The following is a 26,130-nucleotide window of genomic DNA, read 5'->3' on the forward strand; positions in this document are numbered from 1 at the left end:
AACTTTCCCCCTTTTAAATTCTAATTCCCATATTTTCTTCTTTAAAAATTCTCTCATCCATAATCTTTATTTCTTTAGCTACTATAGGCGAAAAATCCATAAGAGATAAAATATCTCTTTTCAAGTCAACACCTGGTGCTATTTCTGTAATAACTACTCCCTCTTTTCTTAACTCAAACACAGCTCTTTCTGTTATATATAGTACTGGCTGATTTTTTTCTAAAGCATATTCTCCACTAAATGTTATTTGCTCAACATTTTTTATAAATTTCTTATTTTTCCCTTCCCTTAATATATTTAGTCTTCCATCCTCTACAGCTAACTTCAATCCTCCCGCAGTAAAGGTTCCACAATAAACCACCTTCTTAGCATTTTGAGTTATATTTATAAATCCACCACACCCAGCAATTTTAGGTCCGAATTTACTAACATTTATATTTCCTTTCTCATCACATTGAGCAAGTCCTAAAAATGCTATATCTAATCCTCCACCATCATAAAAATCAAACTGAGCACTTTGCTCTACTATGCATTCTGGATTTATAGATGCTCCAAAGCTAAGTCCTCCTACTGGAACTCCCCCTATAGGTCCTGATTCAACAGTAAGCTTCATCATATCTCCCATGCCTTCTTCATTTGCCACTACTGAAACCCCTTCTGGCATTCCTATTCCTAAATTAGTTACAGCATTTGGTATAAGCTCCATAGCAGCTCTTCTAGCTATTATCTTTCTTTCATCTAACTCCATACTTGATATTTTTTCTAAAGGAATTCTAGCTTCTCCAGTATAGCTCTCGTTATATACCTCTCCAAAAGTTTGCATATGGTTTTCTGGATTTTCTGTTACTATAATATAATCTACTAATATTCCTGGTATTTTAACTTTATGCGGATGTATCGATCCCTTCTTTACAACCTTTTTTACTTGAACTATTACCTTTCCACCAGAGTTTTTTGTAGCTTGTGCCATAGCTAATGAATCTAAAACCACAGCTTCCTTTTCTAAAGAAATATTTCCATCTTCGTCTGAATATGTTCCTCTAAGGATACTAATATTTATAGGAAAAGCTTTGTAAAACAAATACTCCTTTCCCTCTATATTTATTAAAGATACTATATCCTCCTTAGTTAACTCATTTAATTTTCCACCATCAACTCTAGGGTCTACAAAAGTCTTTAACCCCACAGTTGTTATTGTTCCTGGCTTTCCTGCAGCAATGTCTCTGTATAGATGGCTTACTACCCCTTGAGGAAGGTTATATGCCTCAATCTTATTGTCAATAGCAAGCTTTTGAAGCTTCGGTGCTAGTCCCCAATGACCTCCTATTACCCTTTTCACTAATCCTTCGTGTCCGAAATGATTTAACCCCTTATTCTTAGAATCTCCTTGTCCTGCTGCATAAACTAAAGTAAGATTTCTTGGTTCTCCCTTCTCTAAGTAATATTTTTCTATATAAGAACTAATTTCTTCTGGATGACCACTACCTATGAATCCTCCAATAGCCATGGTTGCATTATTAGGGATCAATCCCCCCAACTGTTCTACATTTATAACTTTACACATTCTAAATCCCCCTTTAGCTCTTTCTTAATAACTAAAAAGCAATTATTGTGCCATAAGTTAATTTAAAAATATACCTTCATGACAACACAATGTTTTAATAATACATACTTGCAGATTTACTATAAAGCTATTATTTTTTAAATGATATTTTATTATAAATAACCTCACACAAAAAGATTTATCCAATTTTGTAAACATTTACTTACAGCATCAACAGTTTCTATATTTTTTTGTAAGCCTATCTTTACAAGTTTACCTATAACTTTATTAATATTGTATATAAAACCTTACATTAAGTTTTTATATAATAAAAAGTGTAGAATTTATCTACACTTTTTGTTATATATATACATACCTTATCTAAATTATTATTTTATTAAAATACTATATTTTTCAAGTTTTTCATATAAAGTAACTCTACTTATTCCTAGTAGTTTTGCCGCTTTAGATTTATTTCCTTTACTAAAAATTAAAGCATCTTTTAAGGCATATACTTCTGCTTCTTCTATTGTTTTTAAAAGAGGCTTAATTTCTTCTTTATAAGAGCACTCTTCTATTTCATTTGGTAAATGTTGTTTTTCTATTATTTCTCCATAATCTACTAGGTTTATAGCCCTTTCGATTACATTTCTAAGTTCTCTTATATTTCCATGCCATTCATATTGATTCAATGACATTATTGCGCTTGTTGAAACTCCTCTTACATTCTTCCCACATTGCTTAGATAACTTATCAATAAAATATTTTGAAAGAAGTTCTACATCTCCATTCCTATCTCTTAAAGGAGGTATCTCTATCTTCATAACATTTAATCGATAGTATAAATCACCTCTGAAGCTTCTGTTTTTGACCATTGACTCTAACTCTTTATTTGTAGCAGCAACTATTCTTAAATCTAATTTTATAAATTTATTTGCTCCTATACGTTCAACTTCTTTCTCTTGAATTACTCTAAGAAGTTTTGCTTGCATATAAAGAGGCATATCCCCAATTTCATCTAAAAATATAGTACCTCCATTTGCCAACTCAAACTTCCCCATTTTCCCTTCTCTTTTTGCTCCGGTAAAAGCTCCTCCCTCATATCCAAAAAGCTCTGATTCTAATAACTCACTTGGAATAGCTGCACAGTTAACCTTTACAAAAGGAGCATGACATCTATTAGAACTTCTATGAATTGCATGTGCAAAAAGTTCCTTCCCAGTACCACTTTCCCCTATTAATAATACACTTGAATCTGCGCATGCTGCTTTATTGGCAAATACCTTACACATCTCTATGGATTTGCTTTTTCCCTTTATGTCATCGAAAGAGTATTTTGTACTATTTTCTTGCCTTAATCTTCCTTTATATTTATCTAGCTCTCTTTTCATACTGTTCAATTTTTTATGAAGAGTATTAATATCCTCTATATTTTTAAACATAACAGTTCCTATTGCTCCAATTACCTCTCCACTCTCGATAATAGGAATTCTATTTGCTACCATGTAATTTTCTTTTATCCTTTGAAGCTTAGCCAGTTCCGCTTTCCCATTGTTAACTACTATATGCATCCTTGTGTTCTCTATTACATCTGAAACATGTTTACCTAACGCGTTTTTTAAATCTATAGATAAAAACTCACAATATCTTTTGCTTATATAAATTATAATACCTTTCTTGTCAACCATGACAACCCCATCGAAAGTAATCTCTAAAAGTTCCTTACTTATATTAGAAAAGTCTAGCTGAGAAGCTTCAATCATAGATATATTCCTCATTTCATAATTTATTAGAATACATCTATAATTATATCATATACCATACTTATTTATGTGTAATATCTATTAAAAGCCCATCAATATCAAGTTTATTATCTTAAATATACATATGAAACTTTTACAGTAAATTATGTACTAATTCTATTTCTACAAGAAAATATTCTTAACATATTATTATAATGATATCTATTAATTATTATTAATAATAGCATTAATAGTTGTTTGCATTTTATTACTTAAATTAGCATCATTTAATAAAACCATAGATATTAAATCAAGAAGATACATTGCTGAAAATTGAGTATTTATAAACCTTCTTCTATCAACAAAATTAGGATTATATACTATAAACTTTATATCTGAATATTTGCTTATAGAGCTTCCTTCAAAACTTGTTATTGAAACTATTTTAGCTCCATTTTCCCTTGATATTTTTAATGCGTGTATAACTTCTTCAGTTTCTCCTGATATAGAAATCCCTATAACTAAATCATGCTCTGATACAATTGAACTATTAATTATCATCATATGGGAATCTGAAATGCAATGAACATTAAACCCCATTCTTAATAGCCTTTGCATCATTTCTTCTCCAGTTAATCCAGAGCTTCCAACACCATATATGTATATATTTCTTGCTTTTTTTATTTCATTAACAATTTTGAATATAGCCTCTTTATCAATTAACATTTTAGTTCTTTCTATAACTTCATTATAATATTGATAAGCATATGAAAATATACCATCTTCATCATTTACATGAACTTCTACTTTATTTGATCCGAGTTTTATTTTCATATCTACAAAGCTATCGCAACCAATTTTTTTAGCAAATCTTGTTATTGTGGCTCCTGATGTACCTATTTCCTTTGCTAAATCAGTAATATTTATATTTTTTATTTCATCTCCATATTGCATAATATAATCTGCTATAGATTTCTCTTTATCAGAAAAGTCATTATATTTTCTTTGTATTTCACATAAAATATCCACTTAATATCCTCCATATATGCTCTATAAATTTAATATAACTATTAATTTACATATAATAGAATAGCATTAAACTCATTGAAATAAAAGAGGTAGGGATTTAAATCCCTACCTCTTAAAAGTGTTATAATACTTTTAGAACCTCATCATTAAATTTTTTAGTTATCAATTGAGGCCTAGTTATTGCACTTCCAACAACAACAGCATACGCTCCTTTTTCTAAAGCCATTCTAGCCTTTTCTGGAGTATCAAAGTTTCCTTCAGCAATTACTTCTGCTTTGCAATTCTTTATTAAAGCTTCCAAAACCTCAAAATTATTCATTCCCTTAGAATGCTCTGTATATCCTATTAAAGTTGTTCCAACATAATGGAACCCTAATTTATCAGCTCTTAACCCCTCTTCTATTGTAGATATATCTGCCATAAACTTTTGTGTAGGATATTTTTTAAATATACTCTTTAAAAATTCCTCATCTTGATCTATTGTGGCATCTAAAGCTATTATATCTGCTCCTGCTTCAACAAGTTCATCTACTTCCTTCATAGTTGGGGTTATATATGACTTCATATTTGGATAGTCTATTTTTACTATTCCTATTATAGGTAAATCAACTTCTTTTTTTATTGCAATAATATCATCAACACTATTAGCTCTTATTCCTATAGCTCCACCTTCTTTAGCTGCTACAGCCATTCTACTCATTATATAAGAGCTGTGTAGTGGTTCATTTTCTAGTGCTTGACATGATACGATTAATCCTCTGTTTATTATTTTCACCCTTATTACTCTCTCCCTATAATTTCATTTATTTTTTGTTTTAATGGATCAGCTTTTGCTCCAAATATGGCTTGCACGCCGCCTTTAACTTCTAATACAGCTGTAGCACCTAAAGCTTTAATTTTAACCTTATCAACTTTGCTTACATCTTTAACAGCAACTCTTAATCTTGTTATGCATGCATCTACATCATCTAGATTATCTTTTCCACCTAAGGCTTCTAAAACTTGAACTGCAGTTTCATTCATGCTATCTTTTGTAACAACTTTAACTTCTTCACCTTCCGGTTCTCTACCAGGAGTCATAACATTAAATTTAGTTATTAAGAATCTAAATGTAAAGTAATATAAAGCTGCCCAAATTGCTCCTACTGCTAATACTAATATCCAATTTGTTTTAGCATTTCCTTGAAGTACACCAAATAAAGTAAAGTCTATTAATCCGCCTGAAAAAGTATTACCTATTGATATATTTAATATATCTGCTATAAAGAATGATAATCCATCAAATACAGCATGAACTACATATAACCAAGGTGCAACAAATAAGAACATAAATTCAATTGGCTCAGTAATACCAGTAATAAATGATGTTATTGCTGCTCCTAAGAATAATCCACCAACTAATTTTCTCTTTTCTTTAGGTACACAATGATACATAGCTAAACATGCTGCTGGTAATCCAAACATCATTGTAGCAAAACGTCCTGCAAAGAATCTTGTACCCTCTGTAAATAATCCAACATGATTTGGATCAGCTAATTCTGCAAAGAATATATTTTGAGCTCCTGTAACAGTTTGACCAGCGACAGTTGCAACTCCACCTAGCTCTGTGTACCAGAATAATGGATAAATCATATGATGTAATCCCACTGCTCCAGTTAATCTTAATAAGAATCCATATAAGAAAGTTCCTATTGCTCCTAGTCCAGCTATTGCATTACCTGCTGACACTAACCATCCTTGGAATGTTGGCCATATTAAAAAGAATATAGCTCCAATAAAAATTGCTGAGAATGAAGAAACTATTGGAACAAATCTTGATCCACCAAAGAATCCTAAAACAGCTGGTAATTGAATATTTCCATATTTATTATGAAGATATGATACCGTTAATCCAATTACTATAGCTCCAACAACACCAGTATCTATTGACTTAACTGCTGGATTAAATGCAGTTATCATGCCTTTTATTGAAGCATTCATAACTAAGAATGATACTGCACCAGCCAAACCTGCAGTACCCTTATCTTTTTTAGCAAGTCCTACAGAAAGTCCTATACACATAATAAGTGCTAAATTTGCAAATACTACTTCTCCTGCAGATGACATAATTGAAAAAATTCCTTGTAACCAAGAAATATTTAAAAATGGATAAGCTTGTACAGTATTAGGATTTGATAGAGCTCCTCCTATACCAAGCAGTAACCCAGCTGCTGGTAATATAGCAATTGGTAACATAAAGGATTTACCAATTTTTTGTAGTTGTTTAAACATTTTAGTACCCCCTTAATTTGAAAATAATTTTTACAACTTCTCTTTGATAAAAAAATTTTTACCTGAATACATTTACATACTATCATGAAAATAATTTTTATTCAACTGTTTTTTATAAAATTTTTTTCATATTTTTATATCCTATATTATTCTATTCTTTAATTTAAATATAGTATCTACTTTATATAAAAATATAATCTATTTTTTAATACAAAAAACCGCATCAAAATAAATGATACGGCTTTATTATTAATTATTTTATTCTTAAAATATATCTCTATAATTACAGATTTCTATTTTATTTTCCTCAAAAAAATTTTTAAGTTCTTTAGATGTAAGTATTTTTAACTCCTCTACGCGTTTTAAATTATAGGAACTTGTCTCCATTATAAAGCTATCAATATAAGCTGGATGACTCATTGTTTCTAAGATTTCATATTCCCCTACCTTATCTTTTAAACTTTTAAAGGCATCAACAGAAACTGTATTATCATAAAATATACCTTCGTAAGGTACTATTTTATTGTAATTTAAATCATATCTTAATCCACCTCTTATAGGGAAATTATACTTTTCTAATATTTTTTCTATTACAGGCTTTAAAATTTCTGACATATGTATATGATGATGTGAATCTAAATGAGTTATTTTAATACCACATGCTTTAACTTTTTCAATTTGCGCACAAAACTCATTATATATCTCATTAAGATCGAAATCCTCTACTTTTTTATTATATATTCTTTTGTAAAAATACCCATTCTCATCTACAATAGTTTTATGTGTTTTTAAAACTGGCTTATATGCAGATAATGTTAAATGTACTCCACACCCAAGTTCCGGACAGTCTTTTAAAAGCTCAACTGCATGGTCAAAACCTGGCATTCCAGCCATAATAGAAGTACTTTTAATTACTCCATTTTTGTGGGCATCAATTATACCATAATTTACTCCTCTACTTAACCCAAAATCATCAGCATTTATAATTAATCTCATAATACTCTTCTCTCCTTTAAGCTTTATACTATAATCTTATCAAATTACATAATTAACCTCAACTTCAATTGCTTATATTATTGCTTTACTTAATCAATATTTATATCTTTATAATGCATAAATTACCATAAGCAAAATAAAGCATAAATGTTTAATTTTTAGTATATATATCTATCTATTTGAACAAAATAAAATGAAATTCTAATTGTAAAAGGAGTATATACTAATGAATAAAATTTTAAAAAATTCTTTATTAACATTATTTTTATTTACTTTAGTTTTAATGCCTATTAAGGTTCAAGCTATTGGTGATAATTGTTGCAAAGGAGATGCTGCTAATAAATCTGCCTGTGATTTAATTATGAAAGAAAGACAGCTTTGGATTGAACATGTTTTATGGACGAGAAACTTTATTGTAAGTGATATAGCTTCTCTTGAAGATAAGGATGCTGTATTACAAAGACTTCTAAAAAATCAAGATGACATTGGAAACTCAATTAAACCTTATTATGGAGAAGAAGCTGGGAATAACCTTGCTAAGTTATTAAGAGAACATATATCACTTGCAGGTCAAGTTGTTGATGCAGCTAAAAGTGGAAATAAAGAAGACCTAGAAAAATATAATAAATTGTGGTATGAAAATGCTGATAAAATGGCTGATTTTTTAAGTTCTGCTAATCCTAAGTACTCTAATAAAATGCTAAAGGATATGTTACACAAACACCTAGAATTTGTTACAGCTCAAGCTGTTGCTAGATTAAATAAAGATTGGAAAGCTGACATAGAAGCATATGATAAAGGACAAGAGCATATGATTAAGTTTGCTGATGTTATTTCCAATGGTATAATCAAACAATTTCCCGAGAAATTTAAATAATTCTCTGTGAGGTATAAATTATGAAAAAACCAGCTAAATTTTATTCTCTTATATTTTTAACTATTTTTTTCTCCTGTATTCTCATAGTATCTTGCCCAAAGGCTATTTCAGATGTAAATCTTGTACAAGATTCTGGTAAAGTTAACAAGTTATCATCTCATTTTCGTAAAACTACTGATAAAATAACCCTTAGTAAAAATCAAAAGGTAAATTTGCAGGGTCTAGATAAGCTAAATATTTCAGGTAGCAATCAATTTTCTGAAACTGGACTTTCTTTAATAAAAGAATCTATACCTAATGGTTTTTCTATAATAGATATTGATTTAAGGCAAGAATCTCATGGTTTTATAAATGGTATACCAGTTAGTTGGAAGAATTCAAAAAATAATGCAAATGCCGGTTTAAGTAAAGACGAAGTTATCCTTGATGAAAACAAAAAATTAGATTCTATACCACTTAATGAACCTATAACTTTATATAATACTAATAAATCAATAATCCCTAAAGTAGTTGAAAATGAAGAGACTCTTGCTAAAAATAATGGCTTATCCTATATTCGTATTCCTGTAACAGATGGTCAGTTACCTACAGATGACATGGTAGATTACTTTATAGATATTGTTAAGAATCAGCCTGCTAATAGCTGGCTTCATTTTCATTGCAAAGCTGGTATAGGCAGAACTACTACATTTATGATAATGTATGACATTATGAAAAACTATAATGAAGTAAGCTTAAATGATATTATTACACGTCAAGTGCTTTTATCAAACATGAGTGAGAAATCTGCACAAGACTTTTATAATGGAGAGCACTTTAGATTTTTAAATGATTTTTATAATAAATATAAAAGTGGAGGCTATGAAACCTCTTCTCAAAGTTTTAAAAATGATATCTCCACTTCTAATGATTTATATATCAAAAACTCTATAATTCCTAAGTGTCTATATGTAATATCAGAAAATTACATGAGTAAAGAAGAGCAGACTATGATTTCTGCTCTTCAAGGAATTGTTTCAAATAAATCAGATCAACAAATTTATATTCTTACTTCAATGGAGCCAGACTATAAAGTCTGGCTCCAAGATTTAAATAGTAATTACAATGTTAAATATAAAACTGTAAAAGATCCTTGGGTATTATTAAGTAAATTCAAATCTTATATAAATGGATATATATTATATAGTAACTCTAATTTGTCATCTATAAATAACGCTTGCTCTCTTGCTTCATTAAAAGATTCAATAGTTATTGATGAATCTTTAGAATCTAAGGTTAAAAGTTATGGAATAACTAATTTAATTGAAGACTGTAGAAATACAGATAAATATTGGGCATATAATAACCTTTGGAATTCAGGATTAAATCATTCTACTGTTATAGAATTATCACCTGAAAAAACCATGGCTTTAAGAGATTATGCCATCATGTCAAAGTCACTAATCTTTTATGAAGATGATATAAATGATACCTCTCTAAGAGAAAAAATTTTTAATTCCATGGATGATACTTCTCGTTGTTTAGGTTGGGGACCTGATGAGCATACTAATGTAAGTATAGCTTCTAGGTGTGGAGTAGATATGATTGCTGCTGATTGGTCTTATAATTTATCTGTATTAAGTTCATATCCAACTATTGTACAAACCCAAAATTCTAATAATGAATTTACTAATGATGATAATCTTCATTATGTAACCTTTATTATGTCTGATGGTGATAATCAGCAATGGCTATTAGGAAGTAACTATAGTTCAAAAAATTGGTATGGTTCTCCTTATAGAGGAACCTTTAATTTAGGTTGGTCTATAAGCCCATCTCTATACTATTTAGCTCCTACAGTTTTTAATTACTACTATAAAAGTGCTAGTTCTTCTCAATATGCTGATAACTATTTAGTTTCCCCCTCTGGAAATGGTTATATATATCCTAGTAAATTTCCTATAAATAAACTAGATAATTACACAAAAAGACTGAATGAATATATGAAAAAAGTAGATCAAAACTATGTTCTAATCCTTGATGATGATGGTTTTTATAAAAAAGATTTATGGGATAGATATACTGATCACTCCAATATAGATGGTCTATTCTACCTTAACTATAAAAAGAACAATGAATATGATGGTGAAATAATTTGGTCCAATAATAAACCTATAGTATCTTGTCGTGATTTACTCTGGAATGGCCTAGAAAATGAAGAAGATTTAATTAAAAATATTAATTCTAGAGTTGAATCAGGTTATACAGATATTACAAATCCAAATTCATATACTTTTGTTTATGTTCATGTATGGAGTAAAACTATGGACAACGTTGAATATGTAGTTAATAAATTAAATGATAATCCTAAAGTAAAAATTGTTACTCCAGATACTTTTATGAAATTAATTAAAGAAAATATATCCCCTCTTAAAGTTTAATATAAGGTGATATAATTATATTAGTAACTTATAAAAGATAAAGAGGTGTAATAGAATGCCCATTCTTGAATTAAAAAATATATCAAAGTCCTTTGGAAAACATAAAGTTTTAACTGATATTAGCTTAAATATAGAAAAAGGACAAATAATCGGTTTTATTGGTCCATCTGGCTCTGGAAAAACTACATTAGTAAAAACTATTATAGGAATGGAAAAGCCTGATAAAGGCACTGTAACTGTTTTTAACACTGAAATGCCTAATAGAAAAATTCTACAAACCATAGGATACATGGCTCAAAGCGATGCATTATATGAAGATTTATCTGCAAGGGATAACCTTATTTTCTTTGCTAATTTATTTTCTCTTAGTAAAAATGAAATAATTGATAGGATAACCTACTTATCAAAATTAGTTGGCTTAGAAAATGAACTTAATAAAAAAGTTAAAAATTATTCTGGAGGCATGAAGAGACGTCTTTCTCTAGCACTAGCTTTGATTCAAAACCCCAATTTATTAATTTTAGATGAACCCACTGTAGGTATAGATCCTGTACTACGTATAAGTATATGGAAAGAGCTCGTTAATCTAAAAAATGAAGGAAAATCAATAATTGTTACTACCCATGTAATGGATGAAGCCGAAAAATGCGATCATCTTAAATTAATTAGAGATGGAAAGATAATTGCAAGTGGTTCTCCCTTAAGCTTAAAAGAAGAATTTAAGGTTTCAACAATTGAAGAAGTATTTCTGCTATCAGGAGGTGAAATTTATGAGAATAATAGCCTTAGTTAAAAGGATTCTTTTGCAAATGGTTCATGATAAACGTACCTTAGCCTTAATGATGATAGCGCCTTTAATAATTTTAACTTTAATGAAATTACTATTTAATACAACTAGTGCATCCAACATAAAAATTGGTGCTTATAATATAAATACTAACATCATAGATAATCTTAAAGAAAGTGATATAGATATATATGAATTTAGTGATAATAATGATATATCTAATAAAATAAAAGAAAATAAGTTAAATGCATTTATTTCTATAAATAATGATAAGCTATATATTACTTACGAAAATAGCGATCCAAATAAAACTAAACAAATAGGTGCTATTATTCAATCATCTATCACTAAAATTCAACTTAAAAATCTCCTTGATATTACTAAAAAGCAACAAGAAATTATTAATTTTCAAAGTCAATTTATTAATCAAAATATAAACAATAACATGATCCCAAATGAGTCACTTAGTACTATTCCAAATGAAATAGAACGTGATTATATATATGGGAATGAGGATACTAATATATTTGATAGTATAACACCAATACTCATTGGCTTCTTTGTTTTTTTCTTTGTATTTTTGATTTCAGGAATATCATTACTAAAAGAGAGGACTAGCGGAACATTAAACAAGTTATTAGCTACACCAATTAAAAGAAGTCATTTAGTATTTGGTTATCTAATTGGATATGGAATATTTGCTGTTATTCAAACCTTTATAGTAGTTTTATTTTCAATTTATGTATTAAAAATCGAAATAGTCGGAAGCATATCCCTTTTATTATTAACTAACATTATGTTGGCCTTCGTTGCCTTATCCTTAGGAATATTTCTTTCAACATTTGCAAATTCAGAATTTCAGATGATACAGTTCATTCCAATTATAGTATTACCTCAAATATTATTTTCAGGTATTATTCCATTAGAATCAATGGCTAATTGGATTCAAGGTATCGCTAAATTAATGCCTCTATACTATGCAAGCGATGCATTAAAAAAGGTTATAATTATGGGTAATACCTTTGGTCAAATACAATTTGACTTATTCATTTTATTAATATTTTCAGTTATTTTTACAACGCTAAACATATTAGGCTTGAAAAGATACCGTTATGTTTAAAAATAACTATAAAGAACTTAAAGCCATATCTCTTACTAGAGTTACGGCTTTAAGTTCTTTATATATACTAACATAAATTTATATTTTATTTTGCATATTTAACAACAATATCTCTTAGTGTTGTAGCTGTTTCTAGTCCTAATCTATCATTGTAATACTTAGCAAATCTTTCATCTGCAACATACATTTCTGCTAATCCTATATGAGCTTCTGCTGAGTAACTTGGCCACGAGAAACTTAACCAAGCTTTATGCTTTTCATAAACACTTTTTGCTCTTTCTGATTCTAAATCCCCTGTTCTTATAACTTCTGCTAAAGCTTCAAACATTTCATTTTCAGTATTTTGCATTTTATTAAAGTCATCTTCACTCATACTCATAAACTTTTTATTAGATTTTTCAACTGTTTCATTACCATACTTTTCTCTAATCTCTTTTCCGTATTTAGCTTCATTTTCTGATATTTTTTCTTTTTTAAATCCTTCAAACTTCTCTTTATTTGACATTTCCCTCTCTCCTTTATTATGCTCCAATGTTTTTTCAACAGTTAAAATCAATTGATCAAGTTGATTTCTCCTAGAAATAAGTCTTTGATGATGCTCAATTAAAGATTGGCAGATATCAAAATTAGGCTTAGATATTATATTTTGTATATCTTCTAATTTCATATCCATTGATCTATAAAGTAATATTTGTTGTAATAAATCTACTTCTTTTTCTCCATAAATACGATATCCAGAAGAGTTAATTCTACAAGGCTTTAATAACCCTATTTCATCATAATATCTAAGTGTTCTTAAACTTGTTCCTGCCAATTCAGCTAGCTTTTTAATTGTATATTCCATAGCATTACCTCCTGACAATTTTATAATAAAGGATTACGTTGCGTTAATGTCAATATATAAAAACAATATATTATTAAATAAAAAAGCAAACTAAGTATAGTATAAAATACTTAGTTTGTACTTTTCTATAAAACTAATAATTAATTTTTCTTTCTTCTAAACATTTTTAATCCTAATAAGCTTAATGCTCCACCTATTCCAGCTAAAGCAGTGCCTCCTACTACAGCTCCTGTATTAGGTAACTTATCTTTACTGATAGATTCTTTGTCATTAGAATTTTTATCATTAGAAGCTGTTGCTTTCTCTTCTACTACTACCTTAAACTCTTTCTCTGTTTTAACACCCTTACTATCAGAAACTTCAAATATTACACTGTATTCTCCCTTTTCAGCAACAACAGAATTAGAATCTAATTTAATATTGCTAGATTTTATATTTATATTGTTAGTTAAATCTCCATCTTCTTTATCTGATGCAACTAATCTATGAATATCTTTATCCCACTTATCACCAACATATAGTTTTACATCTTCTCCATTAATTACTGGAGCTTCATTTTTAACTTCTACATTGCCTAACTCAACTACTAATTCAAAGCTTGCTCCCATAGAATTTTCAGTATTTACATCAAAGGCTATCTTTCCATCTTTTAAGTTCACATTTGAAATTTGATTATCTGCTTTTACTAATTTAGTTGCTGATTTCGCAACTTCTATTGACATATTTTTTCCTTGGAAAGTAGGATCAGAAACAGATATTGTTAATGTATTATCAGCATTTTCCTTTATCATAACTGATGCTTTTCCTGATGATGTTATACTTCCTGATGTATTTTTTCCATCTACCCAGAAGTTAGCTCCCTCAATATTTAAGGTTATGTGTTTAACTCCATGAGCTATTTCATCATTTCTTACAATTTCAATATTTGGATTATTAGCATATTCTGCTACTTGTTGTGAAGATTTATTTGGTAATAATACATAGCTATATGATTGATCCTTTATATTTTTTCCATGATCTATATACATAGTTAAATAGTTGTTTGTAATAATTTTATTTCCTGCTGGTTTAGAAGCATTTATATCAAACCAGTTTCCTTCTCTATTTTCTCTTAATAGATTAATGTTAGCTCCATTTGGAAAATAGTATCCTATATTTGATCCCTCTACATTTCCTTCTAAATAAGCCCACTTAGCTTCATTAGCACTATCTTTATCTCCTAAAGCTTGTACCTTTTCAGCTCCATCAACAATAAATTTATTTGAACCATCTTTTCTTATCTTTCTATTTTCAATTATTGTTTCTGTGTTAAAATCTTCTGGATTAGTGATGCCTGAACCTAAAGCAATAATTTCATTATCAAACATAAACCATGATTTATTTGCCTTTAAAGAGTCATACTTGTTGTCTATTTGCATTCCTGCAGCACCATATACCCCTAGCTTAGTTCCACCAGACCAGTTGCTGTTTCCTAATTCATAGTAAACTTCATCTTGTAGTGGAGAACCTGGATCTACTCCTGGAAGAATATCTTTATCGCTTCTTAATCTCTTATCTATAGTTGTTCCTGGCATTCTATATGGATCTATTGTTGGCCAGAAATCATCTGAGAATTGAGTTAAATCACTATTATGAAGATAAAGCATACCATCTCCTTGGAACCAAGGCTTTAAGTTTTCTTTATTCATGAATTCATATTTACTTATTCTATTTGAGCTTCTTGCAATAGCTAGTCCATAATCTTGTCTTTGATGAATAGTTTTATCCATCATATTTAAGGCATAATGTGCATCTCCTTGCTCCGCTGTAGCAATAGTTGGGTCTTTCATAATTGCATAGAACTTGTTTGTTACATTTATTGATTTAAACTTTGTTCCAAAGTCTAGTACACTACTTGCTTCTGTAGACCATTGCTTTACTAACGCTTGTATTTTACTAGCTGTAGCTTCATCTGAAATCAGAGATATTTTAAGCATTCCCTCTATTATACCCGCCGCTTGCATGTATCCGGTTCCATCGAATCTAGATATAGATCTTCCTCTAACCATATCCATAACATATCCTTTATATATTACAGGATCAAAGCTTTCAAATATCCAATTGTATGCATTATTTTTGTAATCTGAACTAAGCTCCCATGGAGTTCCTTCTAATAAGAACATTATATTAGAAATTTTATCTATAAGCACATTTCCGTATGATCCAGTATAAGCAACTATTCCATGTTGAACATAAGATCCATCTGGATAGAAACCATCTCCACTAGTTACATACTTAAAGACATCCCCTATATCTTCTGATGCTTCTTTTATTTTATCTGCATCCTTTAAGTTAACACCTTGAAGTAGTTTATTTACACATACATCTGCTAAATTAGCTCCTGTATGATATTTACTTCCTGGCTCAATACTTGGTAAGAATTTTTGTATTGCATTCATATATTTTGTTAATTGTTCTTGAGTTAAGTCATCATACATTAATATAACAACATTGTTTAATCTAGCTGGTATTCCAATCATCCAATCCCACCAGTTACCATATTGCTCTATACTCTCATTATAAGCATTCTTATTTATCCACTCTAATGCATAAATTATTTTGTTTTTTAAGTCTTCATTTTTGTAGTAAGTATTATTAGGTAAGCTATAAGCCATAGTCATAGATACAATGTTATTAAACATTGATGTTATTCTTGCAGGGTTAGCTTTATAATCTTGTAAGTCTGCCCATAGATAATCTTTAGTTTCGTCTAAATTCATAGATTCTGAATATTTTTTAGCTTGGTTTACATATCCTTCTATTTTCTTTGCTATAGTTGGATTATTTACATCAATTGATGCACCTCCAGTTAAATCTTCTTTCCATTTTAATCTAAGAGATTCTATTAACTTGTCCGTATTTTCATTTGCATTAAAAACTATACTATTTGTATTAATTGGATTCGTTACTGCATTTACCGTTGTACCTAAAGCTGTAGTAATAATTACAATTCCTGCTAAAGCTAATGCAATTAATCTTTTTGTTGACTCTTTACTCTTTTTCATAAAATACCTACCTTATCTTATAATATTTAAAGAAATTAAGTTTAGTAAACCGGTTTATAATCTTCTATATTAATATTATACGTTTACAACAGGTTCCTTGTCAACATTTAGTATTTTAATTGGATAGAATTATATTAAAATTTCTAATTTAAGTATTAAGAAGAAAGTTATGTTAATAATTAAAAATTAAACTTCCAATAAATTAAAAGGATATGTTGTTATTAAGTTTATTCTATGATTTGCATAATTAATTATAAATTCTATCCCCTATATTCATCGCTATTCTTTTTAGAATTTATTAATCCTTGTTCCTCATAATAAGAAATAGCCTTAACCAAATAATATCAATGGTTAAGGCTACTTTTCTAATTTATTTATGATACTATTCTCCATATCACTTGCTAGTGATATTTTTCTCTTTTCTTTATTTTTAATTATATATAAATTATTTCTACTCCTGAAAAATTAATATCACCAACTAATGTTAAAGTATTGGTTGTTATTTTATCATTTTTATTTTTTTTACTAATACCTCCTAAAAACACATTAGTTCTATCATCAATATTCCAAGCTTTTGGTACATATAATTCTATTCCTGAAAAAGAAGCATTAATTCTAACTATAGCATTACCCTTACGCATAATTGCATTATCAAAATACAATTTCATACCTCCAAAAGAACAATTAAAATCTGCTTGCTCAAAATTATCTGTATTTATATATTTTACAGTAGCACCAAATGAATTTTTAAATCTAACATGACTTTCGTCTTCTACATCAATCTTCTCAAATTTATAATCTTCACAATTATATTTTGTGTTAATCCATTTAGTAGGCTTATGAAAAATCATAGAAAGACCAATACTACCAAGTAGTGCTGCAATCAATACAGTCCAAGGTGTAATATTTGTAATCCCTAACTGTTTATCATATATTATACAAAGAAATGCAATAGGGAACAAAATACCTGCAAAGTTAATACGAATAAAACTTTTCACAATAACTACTACTAAAAAAACTGTTAACAATAAACTAAATACATTTACATCAGGAAAGTATCCAAGCTTACTTATAATCAAGAAAACCCCTACTAATATAAGTGCGAGTCCCCAAAAAATTCTCTCTTTTTTCATCTCATTTCCTCTTTTCTAATAATTTAATTTTTAATGGTTTATAATAATATCTTGAAACATACACCTGTTTATGAGTATTTTGAAATTCAACCTTACTTGATGATGATATGCTACGTGTTATGGAGTAAATATGATTTGTATTTAGAATTGTTGATTTTGAAACTCTCATAAAGTACCCTGGTAAAAATTCTTCAAGCTCATAAAGCTTATACTTCACATTATATATATTCTCAATGGTATGTGCACAAATTCCATTTTCCTCAGTTTCAAAAAACAAGACTTCTTCCAAGGAAAGGTAATACTCAGTATCATCTCTGTAAAAAGTTATCTGTTTTTTGTATGACAACATATCGTCAAGCATAATTTGAATATTTTTAACATCTTCACTTAGTTCACTGCATCTAATAATAACTTCATTTTCTTTAATTTTATTATCTACTTCAATTCGTATTTTCATATTTCCACTCCCCACATTTTCTATTATATTAACTGTTTTTCCCCTTGTAAATATAACAACAGTAAGTGGTTAGTTATTCTTTGTGAGTGGTATGTTTTTATACAGATATTGTATTAAATTATATAGAATGAAAAATTTATTGGTATTGATATAAGGGTTAAAAGTAAACAAAAAAAGTGCTCCATCCTTGCAAGATTAGCACTTTTTCTTAGAGAAATTATTCTCCCATATTTTTGTGAAAGCTTTTTATATTAGTCAAACTATGTGCTAAATCTATAAGTTAAATTGAAGAATTTAATGATTCTATTCCGGCATTATATTCTACAACATTTACTGACATTATATTTTCACTTATGATATATTGTTTCAACTTGTAAAAACAGCCTTAACCAATTAGTTTCAGTGGTTAAGGCTAATTTTTTCATTTACTTATGATATGGCTCTCCGTATCAGTAGTAAGTGAGGTTTTTATTATATACTTTGTCTATTCCTTAAATATTGTAAGCTTTCTATTTTGAGATATACACTCAATTTTGCTAAGGCTTGATATTTGCATTGTTTCTTTATCTAGCATAATATAACTTGTCCCACTTTTAGTAGTTTCAATTGAAAACTTGCTAATTAATGCCTTATCTTGAATACTTGAAATAACTATATATTCGCCAGTCTTATCAATAAGGTGATTTGAAGGAATCATGCTGTAAATATTTCCTACAACCGCAATTACAACACCAAAATGTAGTATAGCTCCTAAATATTCAATAACTATTACAGTCACTTTATATTTTTTATTCTGGTAATTTAAAGCACCTTGTGCTAACTTTCTATCTTTGATTAAATAAAAAGGTCGAATTAATATTAAATATAATAAAGAATATGTAAGTAACCAAAGTATTAACATAAAAAAGATAAATAAATTATTAATTAATAATAAGTTCATAATAATAGACCATATAATTATATAAATTAAATAACTAATTATTTTTATATTTTTCCTTATTTTTTTTCTTGCAATAAATTCTAAACAAATAGTAAATATAGTTACACATATTAAAGCTATCATTTCAGAAAAACACTCTAAAAAACTGTTAGGAATCATCGTAAATATGAACTCAGATTTTACTCCCCATAAATTTAATGTAATAATTCTAATCGCAAAGAAAACAGCTAAAAATATACTCATAGACATCCCTATTAATTTTAGTTTATTCTTTTTTATTACTAAAAATAATGAACTTATAGGGTCTAAATCAAATGCTTTATCTTTTCTGGCGTTTACATTTTTATCCTTATTACTTTTCTTATTTTTCTTCTTTTTCATCTTTTTATCACCTTCCTTTACCACCTATCTATTATTTTATATTACCTTTGATTATTTTTCCATTTTTATATTTTTTTCCGTAATAATTACAACTTCTATATAGCAATGTCTAAATTCAGTGTCTTTATCCCAACATTTCTTAACACAAGAAGAAGAAGGAGTACCCTTCATAGATACTCCTTCTTCATTACTTAAATAATTTATTAAATTATCATCTAATTTAATCTTAATTGAATCAATCTTTCTTAGTTAATTAATATTTATTTCAGAAATTATCATATGTAATAACTTCTTCTGTTGCTCTCTAGTTGAGCGTTCAGTCAAAATCTTACTAAAGTTCTCTAAGATACTTTTAATAAATTCATATGGTAATTCCTCATTAACGCCATCCGAAAAGTGTTACTAATAATGGAGCTTTCTCTGCTTCTAAACTTTAATCCTCTCCATTAGCTTTAAGTATTAATATTAAATAAAATTTATTAATTTATATAATTTCTAATATATACTTTTTATCAATTTAAAACATCGACTTAACATTTCCTGTACTTTTATTAACTATATACCATCCTGATGTAGCAGTATGGTTTCCCATATCATCATAAACTCGTATATTATACTCAGTATCAGTGTCTGACTCTATCATAAATCTTCCCGGAACATATGAGCCCTTGTTAATTAAATAACTCCTAACTAGTTCTATTGCTTTCTCTTCTGTAATTGACTTTTGACTCTCTTCTAATTTTACTCTTTCTTCCTCTGCTCTTTTCTTAGCTTCAACTTCAGCTAATTCAGAGTCAATTCTCGCCTTTAATTCATTTGCTTTGCTTTTTTGTTCTTCATTTAATGAACTTTTATTTATCTCTTCAAATAAAGCATTCGCTTCATCATAATTTTTTTCATCAACTAAATTTAATAGTTTAGCTAAATTACTATTAATTAATTCAATCTCTTTAATCTTATCTTCAATTTGTTGTTTTAATGAATCAATATCCTCTTTAATTCCATAATTCACATATTCAGTATCTATTTCATCTAATACTTTTTTCGATTCATAAATCTTATTCTCATCAACTAACTTTTTAGCTTTTTGATATTCATCAACTATTGAATATAATTTATTAGCTTCTTCATGATCTTTATCTTCATCAAGGGCTAGTTGTAATGAAGCTAAAGCTTTATCATACTCTTTACTTTCTATTTCAGTCTTAGCTTGTTCAATAGAATTCTTTACAATACTATTCCCACATCCAACAAGCCCTAAAGTAAATGCTATTATCATAATAATCATTGGTATTAATTTTCTTCTCATAATTATCCTCCATTGTTATTTATTTTATTTTCATCACTATTTTATAATATTCACCTCAAATTTTCCATATTTTATATTTAATCTTCACTTTTTACTATCTTTTATATTAGATTTAAATATATTCTATATAGCAATATCTAAATTCAATGTCTTTATTCCAATATTTCTTAACATAAAAGAAGAAGGAGTACCCTTGATGGATACTCCTTCTTCATTACTTAGATAATCAACTAGACTATCATTTATTTTAAGTTTTATTGAATCAATCTCTCTTAACTCATTAATTGTTATTTCTGATATTATCATATGTAACAATTTCTTCTTTTGCTCTCTTGACTCTTTACTATTTAACAACTTACTGAAATTATCTAGTACACTTTTAATAAACTCATAAGATATTTCTTCACTCGCATCATCTGCCAATATAACTAATAAAGGCTCTTTTGATTTCTGCAACAGTTGAGCCCTTTGATTTAACTCATCCTTTCTAGTTAGAAATTCTTCTCTTGTTATTATATCATCTTCATATGCATCAAAAATCTTTCTCTTTTTCCTATCTATGTTTTTTAACTCCCTATCTATTCTTTCTAACTCACTCTTATTTGGGTCTACTCTTTTTACTCTTTCCTTATTAATATTATTAGTTATTGCTCTAATCATATCATCATTAGATAATACACTTGAAAGTTTATTAAAAACATACTCATTAGCCTTTTCAACTCTTATTAAATTTGAATTGCAGACACTTGTACCTTGATTTTTCCAAGCTCCACAACAATAATAAACTATTCTCTTCTTAGTTCCATCTGCTAGTTTATTAGTAGTTCTTGAAATCACCATGCCAGCTCCACACTTTGGGCATCTTAGGATTCCTGTTAACGGATAAAAGCCATCATATATTCTTGAAGGCTTACCATCTTTAGATTGTAGCATTACTTGAACCTTATCCCAAGTATCTTTCTCAATTATAGCCTTATGAATTCCATCTGATATTATTGGTTGTGGATTGATTGCCCTTCTATGCTTTTCACTCCAATTTTGTCTAACATTGTACCTTACTTTCCCTATATATACTGGATTCATTAAAATATCTTTAATTGAAGCTACTGAAAAATTATTGCCTTTCTTGGTCTTACATCCTAACTTATTTAATTTATTAGTAATTGATTTATATCCTTTACCACTAGCATACTCATTAAAAATTAACTTTACTATTTCAGCTTCCTCCTTATTTATTTCTAGTCTCGACTTTCTTCTCTTATTATTTTCTGTACCTTCCATTGGTACTAAGTCATAACCTAACACACGATTACCACACCATTCTCCAGCTCTAGCCTTAGCACACATGGAAATCTTTACATTTTGAGAGATTGTCCCTCTCTCAAATTCCCCAATCATTGCCATCATCTGCATTTGCATTCTTCCTACATGTGTAGTAGTCTGAAATGGTTCTGAATAAGACTTAAATGTAACATTATTTTTCTCTAGTAAATTCATTATTTTAAGGATATCTTCAAGCTTTCTACTGATACGGTTTAACTTCCATGAAATTACAACATCTACCTTCTTATCTTCTACATCTTTTAATAATGCTTTTAATTCTGGTCTATTCTTAATGCTTTTACCACTTATTCCTCTATCAGAATAACAATTAAAAACTTCTAATCTATTCTTGTTACACCAATCGATGAGCAATCTTTCTTGCTCATCAATGCTATATCCAGTTTCTGCCTGCTCTGACGTACTTACCCTACAGTATATCCCAACTTTTGGAACCCTGTTGATTCCTTTTATTAACTCCTGTATTGAACTATCCATTGTTATATAATTACTATACATATCTTCTTCCTCCATTTTTGCATAATTACTCTTAATTAATCAGATTTATAATATATATCTAAAATTTTTATCATTACATCTGATATCTGACAATACCAAGTGTACTGTATTTTATTACTTAGAAGTTAATCTCATCATTTTCTATATCACCAAAATCTATATCAAATGTACTTGATGTAACTTCCTTATTTGAAACAATGCTATCTTCATCTTCTATTTCCTCATCTAACGCTTCATTCTCTGATTGCTTTATATGTTCTATTATTTTTCTTCCTTCCTCTATCCCATATATATTTACTATATTTAAGTATGTACTAAATCCATCAAAATCATATTCTACTTCTATTACTAATTCCTTATTTAAAATATCCATATATGAAAAGTTCTTACATTCATTATTTATATTAAATTTCTTCTTAGTTGCTTTAAGCAATTTATAAAACATGAAGTTCTTCCAAGGTGTTAATAATATATACTGCTTAATTATTGTTCCATCAGATAATTCAATGAAAATATCTCCACAATTAAAAACATCACCTCTCTGAGTGACCTTCTTAACTCTTGATTTGAAATTCGAAAATTTTCCCTTCAAAAATCCTGGTTCTAATTCCTTGTATTTATTATTCTTAGTTACTGTTGCCATTGTAATCTCTCCCTTTTTATTCTTTATTTTATTAACTTGATACTAATCTAAAATGATTATTTTATTTACTTACTTTTTGTTTGGATATGTATTCTATTATTACTTGAGATATCAGATTCATTATTTCCTCAACATTGGTTTTATCTTTCATGTAATCACCACCTTAAGCAACTCTTATAAGAGCTATTGGATAACCGTTCTTTTCTATATATTTAACCTCTGAAAATGTTATTGAGGTCTTATCTGAAAAATCTAAGTTGTAGTTATTTGTGATCTCATTTACTAGTGAAGCTGAATATATAATTGTCTTACCCCTATAATCTTTTACTGTTAAAAGATTATTGTTATTTGGTAATTTCTCACCTATGGCTATGCTATCATTTGAAAATGACATTGCTATTTGAGTAGGATGTTTTAGCTTGTTCATTACATCTTTTGCAATTACAACTCTTCTTCCACAGGTAGAATTGATAACTGTTAAGCAACCCTTTCCTGTAATCTTTTTATTTATAACTACACTTTCTGATGCTTTGAAATCTTCCATGTTGATTTCACTGAATCTCTCACCTACTTCCACCATTTCAACCTCTTGAGCTACTGGTTCACATTTTTCTTCTTCCGTTTCTTCCATTAGCTCTTCTTCCACTTCTTGATTATATTTTTCTTTTTCTAGTCTTTCTTGTTCCATCTTTTCTCTCGCCTCTTTCATTACTTGCATTGCTGTTTTTCTAAGCTTTCTTTCTATTTCTTTTGGTTTAGTTTTAGCTTCCTTATTATCTTTAGTTGATGGTACTGGTCCTCTTCTTACTACTGCCATTTCTATCATTCTCCTTTTTATTTATTATTTGATTACTTTATTCATTACCTTACTTTTTGTTTTGGTCTTATTGTGGTTCTATTTTGGATTGATTTAGTTATCCTGAAACTATTGATTTTATTGCTCTTGGTCGTATTGTAGCTTTTTTGCACATATATTTTTTTATTTACTTTTATCTATTTTTTATTTCTATCTATTTTTTAGAAAAGCAACATGACCATATGACCAACCTATTGATTTTATTGGGTTTTATTCAACTTCATCTAGACCTAATTGCAACCCCTATCGACCCAATGGAGCTTTTAATACATATGTACCAGTAAAAACTGGATTATCTACATTTACCCTATATTCTCCAACAACTTTTACTCCAGTATAATATCTAAATGTATTACTCCTACCAGCTTTACCTTCATATCCTAAAGCCTTGCATTGTTCTTCGAACTTTGCCCAGAATCTTCTACTACTTATGTCTGCATATCCCTTCATCCCATGAGCTTCTGCCCATACCTTGAAAGTATTATAGATTATCTTCTTATCAACTCTGCTTGATTCATCATCTTTTCTAATACAATCTTCAAAGAAAGATATCATAGGATTAATGTCTTTTTCATACTCTTTAAGTACTTCATTTGAAACGCTACAGTCAGAGAATTGAAAATTATTTTCTCTTAATCTCTTCAACCCTTCCATAGCAAAATTAAAAATTCCTGATAATTCTTTTTTTAATTTATCTTTCAAATTCCTATCTCTTTTACTTTCATCAACAGTATTTCTGAAATGAAGAATACTAATTCTTCTTCTATAACCATTACTTGCATCTTTTGTGTGTGGAAGGTTATTAGTAGAGAGAATAATTTTTGCTGTAGATTTAAATGTGAAAGATGGCTTGTACTTTTCTTCAGCATTAACTCTATCTTCACCAGTTAGCATTTTTAAGTATTGAGTATTTATACTTGCTCCATTACTTTCATTTTCAGAACATATATTAGCAAGTTTATTATGTAAACATACTCTCATGAATGGTTTGTTAAGTTCCGTAAGAGAAACATTTGATATATTCTCCTCCCCTATACATTCACTTAATAAATCAGTATAAACACCCTTCCCATTAGCACCAGTACCATATAATAGTAAAAATTTCTGTGCTTTTGTTTCTGCTGTCATTGAGTAACCAGCCCATTCTTGAGCTAGAATCTTTGATTCATCATCTCCTAAGAAAGATTCATCTAGGAACTTTTCGAAATTAGGACATTTTGCATTAGAGTCATACACAATTGGGATTTGAATAGTACTATAGAATTCAGGCTTATGCTTCACTAGAGTATGTTTTTCTAAATCGTACATGCCATTTACCATATTGATGTATCTATGATTACTATTTAGCTCACCTTCATAGAATACAGTTCTTTTTAGTGCTTCAATGTATTCATCCTCTAGCTTTCTTGTCCAAATATAATCACAATGCACAAGAAGAATATTTCTTAGGTTAGATTTCATTTTCATATCTTCAACTTTAGTCCACTTTCCTAAGTCTTCTTTATAATTGTAAAAATCATTTTTGTTATAAATGAATTTGAACCTTTCAGATATATAGAATGCAAAAATATTCGCATTCAACCCAAGTACTTTACCTGTCTTTTCATTAATGATAAATCCCATATTAAAAATTTCTTGCCATTGTTCTTGTTCAGTCATGCAATCGCCTCCTTACTTATAATTAAATTAAGTAAGGTAATGTTTTGTAATCGTTTGCTTATCCTTGCGTATTTTTACTTCTTTCTCATTCACTCCTTATAAAATTTAGCTTTATTATTTACTGGCTATGTATTTATGTTACTATGCTAATTCAATATTATATATGGCAAAAAAAAAATCATAATGCTAGAAAAGTTACCATTTACTTTTCTAAGTCATTATGATATAATTACCCCCCCC

The 26,130-nt window shown here is 28.6% G+C and carries 20 protein-coding genes; 4 read left to right on the plus strand and 16 right to left on the minus strand.

Annotated elements, in window-relative coordinates:
- Positions 1-13: 13 nt before the first annotated feature.
- The 6 genes from ACH36K_RS01360 to chbG all read right to left on the minus strand — a co-directional run bounded on the left by ACH36K_RS01360 (position 14) and on the right by chbG (position 7,581).
- On the minus strand, positions 14-1,564 hold the full coding sequence (locus ACH36K_RS01360; protein ID WP_411169246.1) for an acyl CoA:acetate/3-ketoacid CoA transferase: 1,551 nt from the start codon (positions 1,562-1,564) through the stop codon (positions 14-16).
- 368 nt (positions 1,565-1,932) lie between these two features.
- Positions 1,933-3,306: a sigma-54 interaction domain-containing protein gene (locus tag ACH36K_RS01365; RefSeq protein ID WP_411169247.1), complete on the minus strand. Its 1,374-nt coding sequence runs from the start codon at positions 3,304-3,306 to the stop codon at positions 1,933-1,935.
- Positions 3,307-3,510: 204 nt separating this feature from the next.
- Complete coding sequence (locus ACH36K_RS01370) at positions 3,511-4,314, minus strand: MurR/RpiR family transcriptional regulator (protein ID WP_411169248.1); 804 nt, start codon at positions 4,312-4,314, stop codon at positions 3,511-3,513.
- Positions 4,315-4,435: 121 nt separating this feature from the next.
- Positions 4,436-5,089 carry an N-acetylmannosamine-6-phosphate 2-epimerase gene (locus tag ACH36K_RS01375; protein ID WP_411169249.1) on the minus strand — a complete coding sequence of 218 codons (654 nt, stop codon included), beginning with the start codon at positions 5,087-5,089 and terminating at the stop codon, positions 4,436-4,438.
- A gap of 5 nt (positions 5,090-5,094) precedes the next feature.
- A complete protein-coding gene (locus ACH36K_RS01380; protein WP_411169250.1) occupies positions 5,095-6,585 on the minus strand; it encodes a PTS transporter subunit EIIC in 1,491 nt (496 codons plus the stop codon).
- Positions 6,586-6,849: 264 nt separating this feature from the next.
- Positions 6,850-7,581, minus strand: a complete 732-nt coding sequence (chbG, locus tag ACH36K_RS01385) for a chitin disaccharide deacetylase (protein WP_411169251.1) — start codon at positions 7,579-7,581, stop codon at positions 6,850-6,852.
- A 226-nt stretch (positions 7,582-7,807) separates the two neighbouring features.
- Here chbG and ACH36K_RS01390 point away from each other — a divergent pair, with 226 nt between their 5' ends.
- The 4 genes from ACH36K_RS01390 to ACH36K_RS01405 are packed head-to-tail and all read left to right on the plus strand — an operon-like array spanning position 7,808 to position 12,785.
- Positions 7,808-8,458, plus strand: a complete 651-nt coding sequence (locus ACH36K_RS01390; RefSeq protein ID WP_411169252.1) for a glycosyltransferase — start codon at positions 7,808-7,810, stop codon at positions 8,456-8,458.
- Between the two features lie 20 nt (positions 8,459-8,478).
- Positions 8,479-10,878 carry a GxGYxYP domain-containing protein gene (locus ACH36K_RS01395; RefSeq protein ID WP_411169253.1) on the plus strand — a complete coding sequence of 800 codons (2,400 nt, stop codon included), beginning with the start codon at positions 8,479-8,481 and terminating at the stop codon, positions 10,876-10,878.
- Between the two features lie 55 nt (positions 10,879-10,933).
- Positions 10,934-11,671 (plus strand): ABC transporter ATP-binding protein, encoded by a 738-nt coding sequence (locus ACH36K_RS01400; RefSeq protein ID WP_411169254.1) that lies wholly within the window; start codon positions 10,934-10,936, stop codon positions 11,669-11,671.
- Positions 11,649-12,785 carry an ABC transporter permease gene (locus tag ACH36K_RS01405; RefSeq protein WP_411169255.1) on the plus strand — a complete coding sequence of 379 codons (1,137 nt, stop codon included), beginning with the start codon at positions 11,649-11,651 and terminating at the stop codon, positions 12,783-12,785. The genes ACH36K_RS01400 and ACH36K_RS01405 overlap by 23 nt, the downstream gene beginning before the upstream one ends.
- 85 nt (positions 12,786-12,870) lie before the next feature.
- On the opposite strand, the gene ACH36K_RS01410 is transcribed toward ACH36K_RS01405, so the two are convergent.
- The 10 genes from ACH36K_RS01410 to ACH36K_RS01455 all read right to left on the minus strand — a co-directional run bounded on the left by ACH36K_RS01410 (position 12,871) and on the right by ACH36K_RS01455 (position 25,890).
- Positions 12,871-13,629 carry a MerR family transcriptional regulator gene (locus ACH36K_RS01410; RefSeq protein WP_411169256.1) on the minus strand — a complete coding sequence of 253 codons (759 nt, stop codon included), beginning with the start codon at positions 13,627-13,629 and terminating at the stop codon, positions 12,871-12,873.
- Positions 13,630-13,769: 140 nt separating this feature from the next.
- A complete protein-coding gene (locus tag ACH36K_RS01415; protein WP_411169257.1) occupies positions 13,770-16,673 on the minus strand; it encodes a polysaccharide lyase 8 family protein in 2,904 nt (967 codons plus the stop codon).
- Positions 16,674-17,107: 434 nt separating this feature from the next.
- A complete protein-coding gene (locus tag ACH36K_RS01420; RefSeq protein ID WP_411169258.1) occupies positions 17,108-17,806 on the minus strand; it encodes a LiaF transmembrane domain-containing protein in 699 nt (232 codons plus the stop codon).
- 1 nt (position 17,807) lies between these two features.
- Positions 17,808-18,263 (minus strand): LytTR family DNA-binding domain-containing protein, encoded by a 456-nt coding sequence (locus tag ACH36K_RS01425; protein ID WP_411169259.1) that lies wholly within the window; start codon positions 18,261-18,263, stop codon positions 17,808-17,810.
- Between the two features lie 484 nt (positions 18,264-18,747).
- Positions 18,748-19,584, minus strand: a complete 837-nt coding sequence (locus ACH36K_RS01430; RefSeq protein ID WP_411169260.1) for a hypothetical protein — start codon at positions 19,582-19,584, stop codon at positions 18,748-18,750.
- A gap of 517 nt (positions 19,585-20,101) precedes the next feature.
- On the minus strand, positions 20,102-20,893 hold the full coding sequence (locus ACH36K_RS01435) for a hypothetical protein (protein WP_411169261.1): 792 nt from the start codon (positions 20,891-20,893) through the stop codon (positions 20,102-20,104).
- 123 nt (positions 20,894-21,016) lie between these two features.
- The gene (locus ACH36K_RS01440) at positions 21,017-22,711 is read right to left on the minus strand and encodes a recombinase family protein (protein ID WP_411170640.1); all 1,695 of its coding nucleotides are present in this window, start codon (positions 22,709-22,711) and stop codon (positions 21,017-21,019) included.
- A gap of 139 nt (positions 22,712-22,850) precedes the next feature.
- Complete coding sequence (locus tag ACH36K_RS01445; protein WP_411169262.1) at positions 22,851-23,375, minus strand: hypothetical protein; 525 nt, start codon at positions 23,373-23,375, stop codon at positions 22,851-22,853.
- A 163-nt stretch (positions 23,376-23,538) separates the two neighbouring features.
- Positions 23,539-24,192, minus strand: a complete 654-nt coding sequence (locus ACH36K_RS01450) for a hypothetical protein (protein ID WP_411169263.1) — start codon at positions 24,190-24,192, stop codon at positions 23,539-23,541.
- Positions 24,193-24,474: 282 nt separating this feature from the next.
- Positions 24,475-25,890 carry a phage/plasmid primase, P4 family gene (locus ACH36K_RS01455; protein ID WP_411169264.1) on the minus strand — a complete coding sequence of 472 codons (1,416 nt, stop codon included), beginning with the start codon at positions 25,888-25,890 and terminating at the stop codon, positions 24,475-24,477.
- Positions 25,891-26,130 lie beyond the last annotated feature (240 nt).

This window comes from Clostridium sp. MB05 (genome assembly GCF_046581255.1).
In the GTDB taxonomy this organism is placed as follows: domain Bacteria; phylum Bacillota; class Clostridia; order Clostridiales; family Clostridiaceae; genus Clostridium.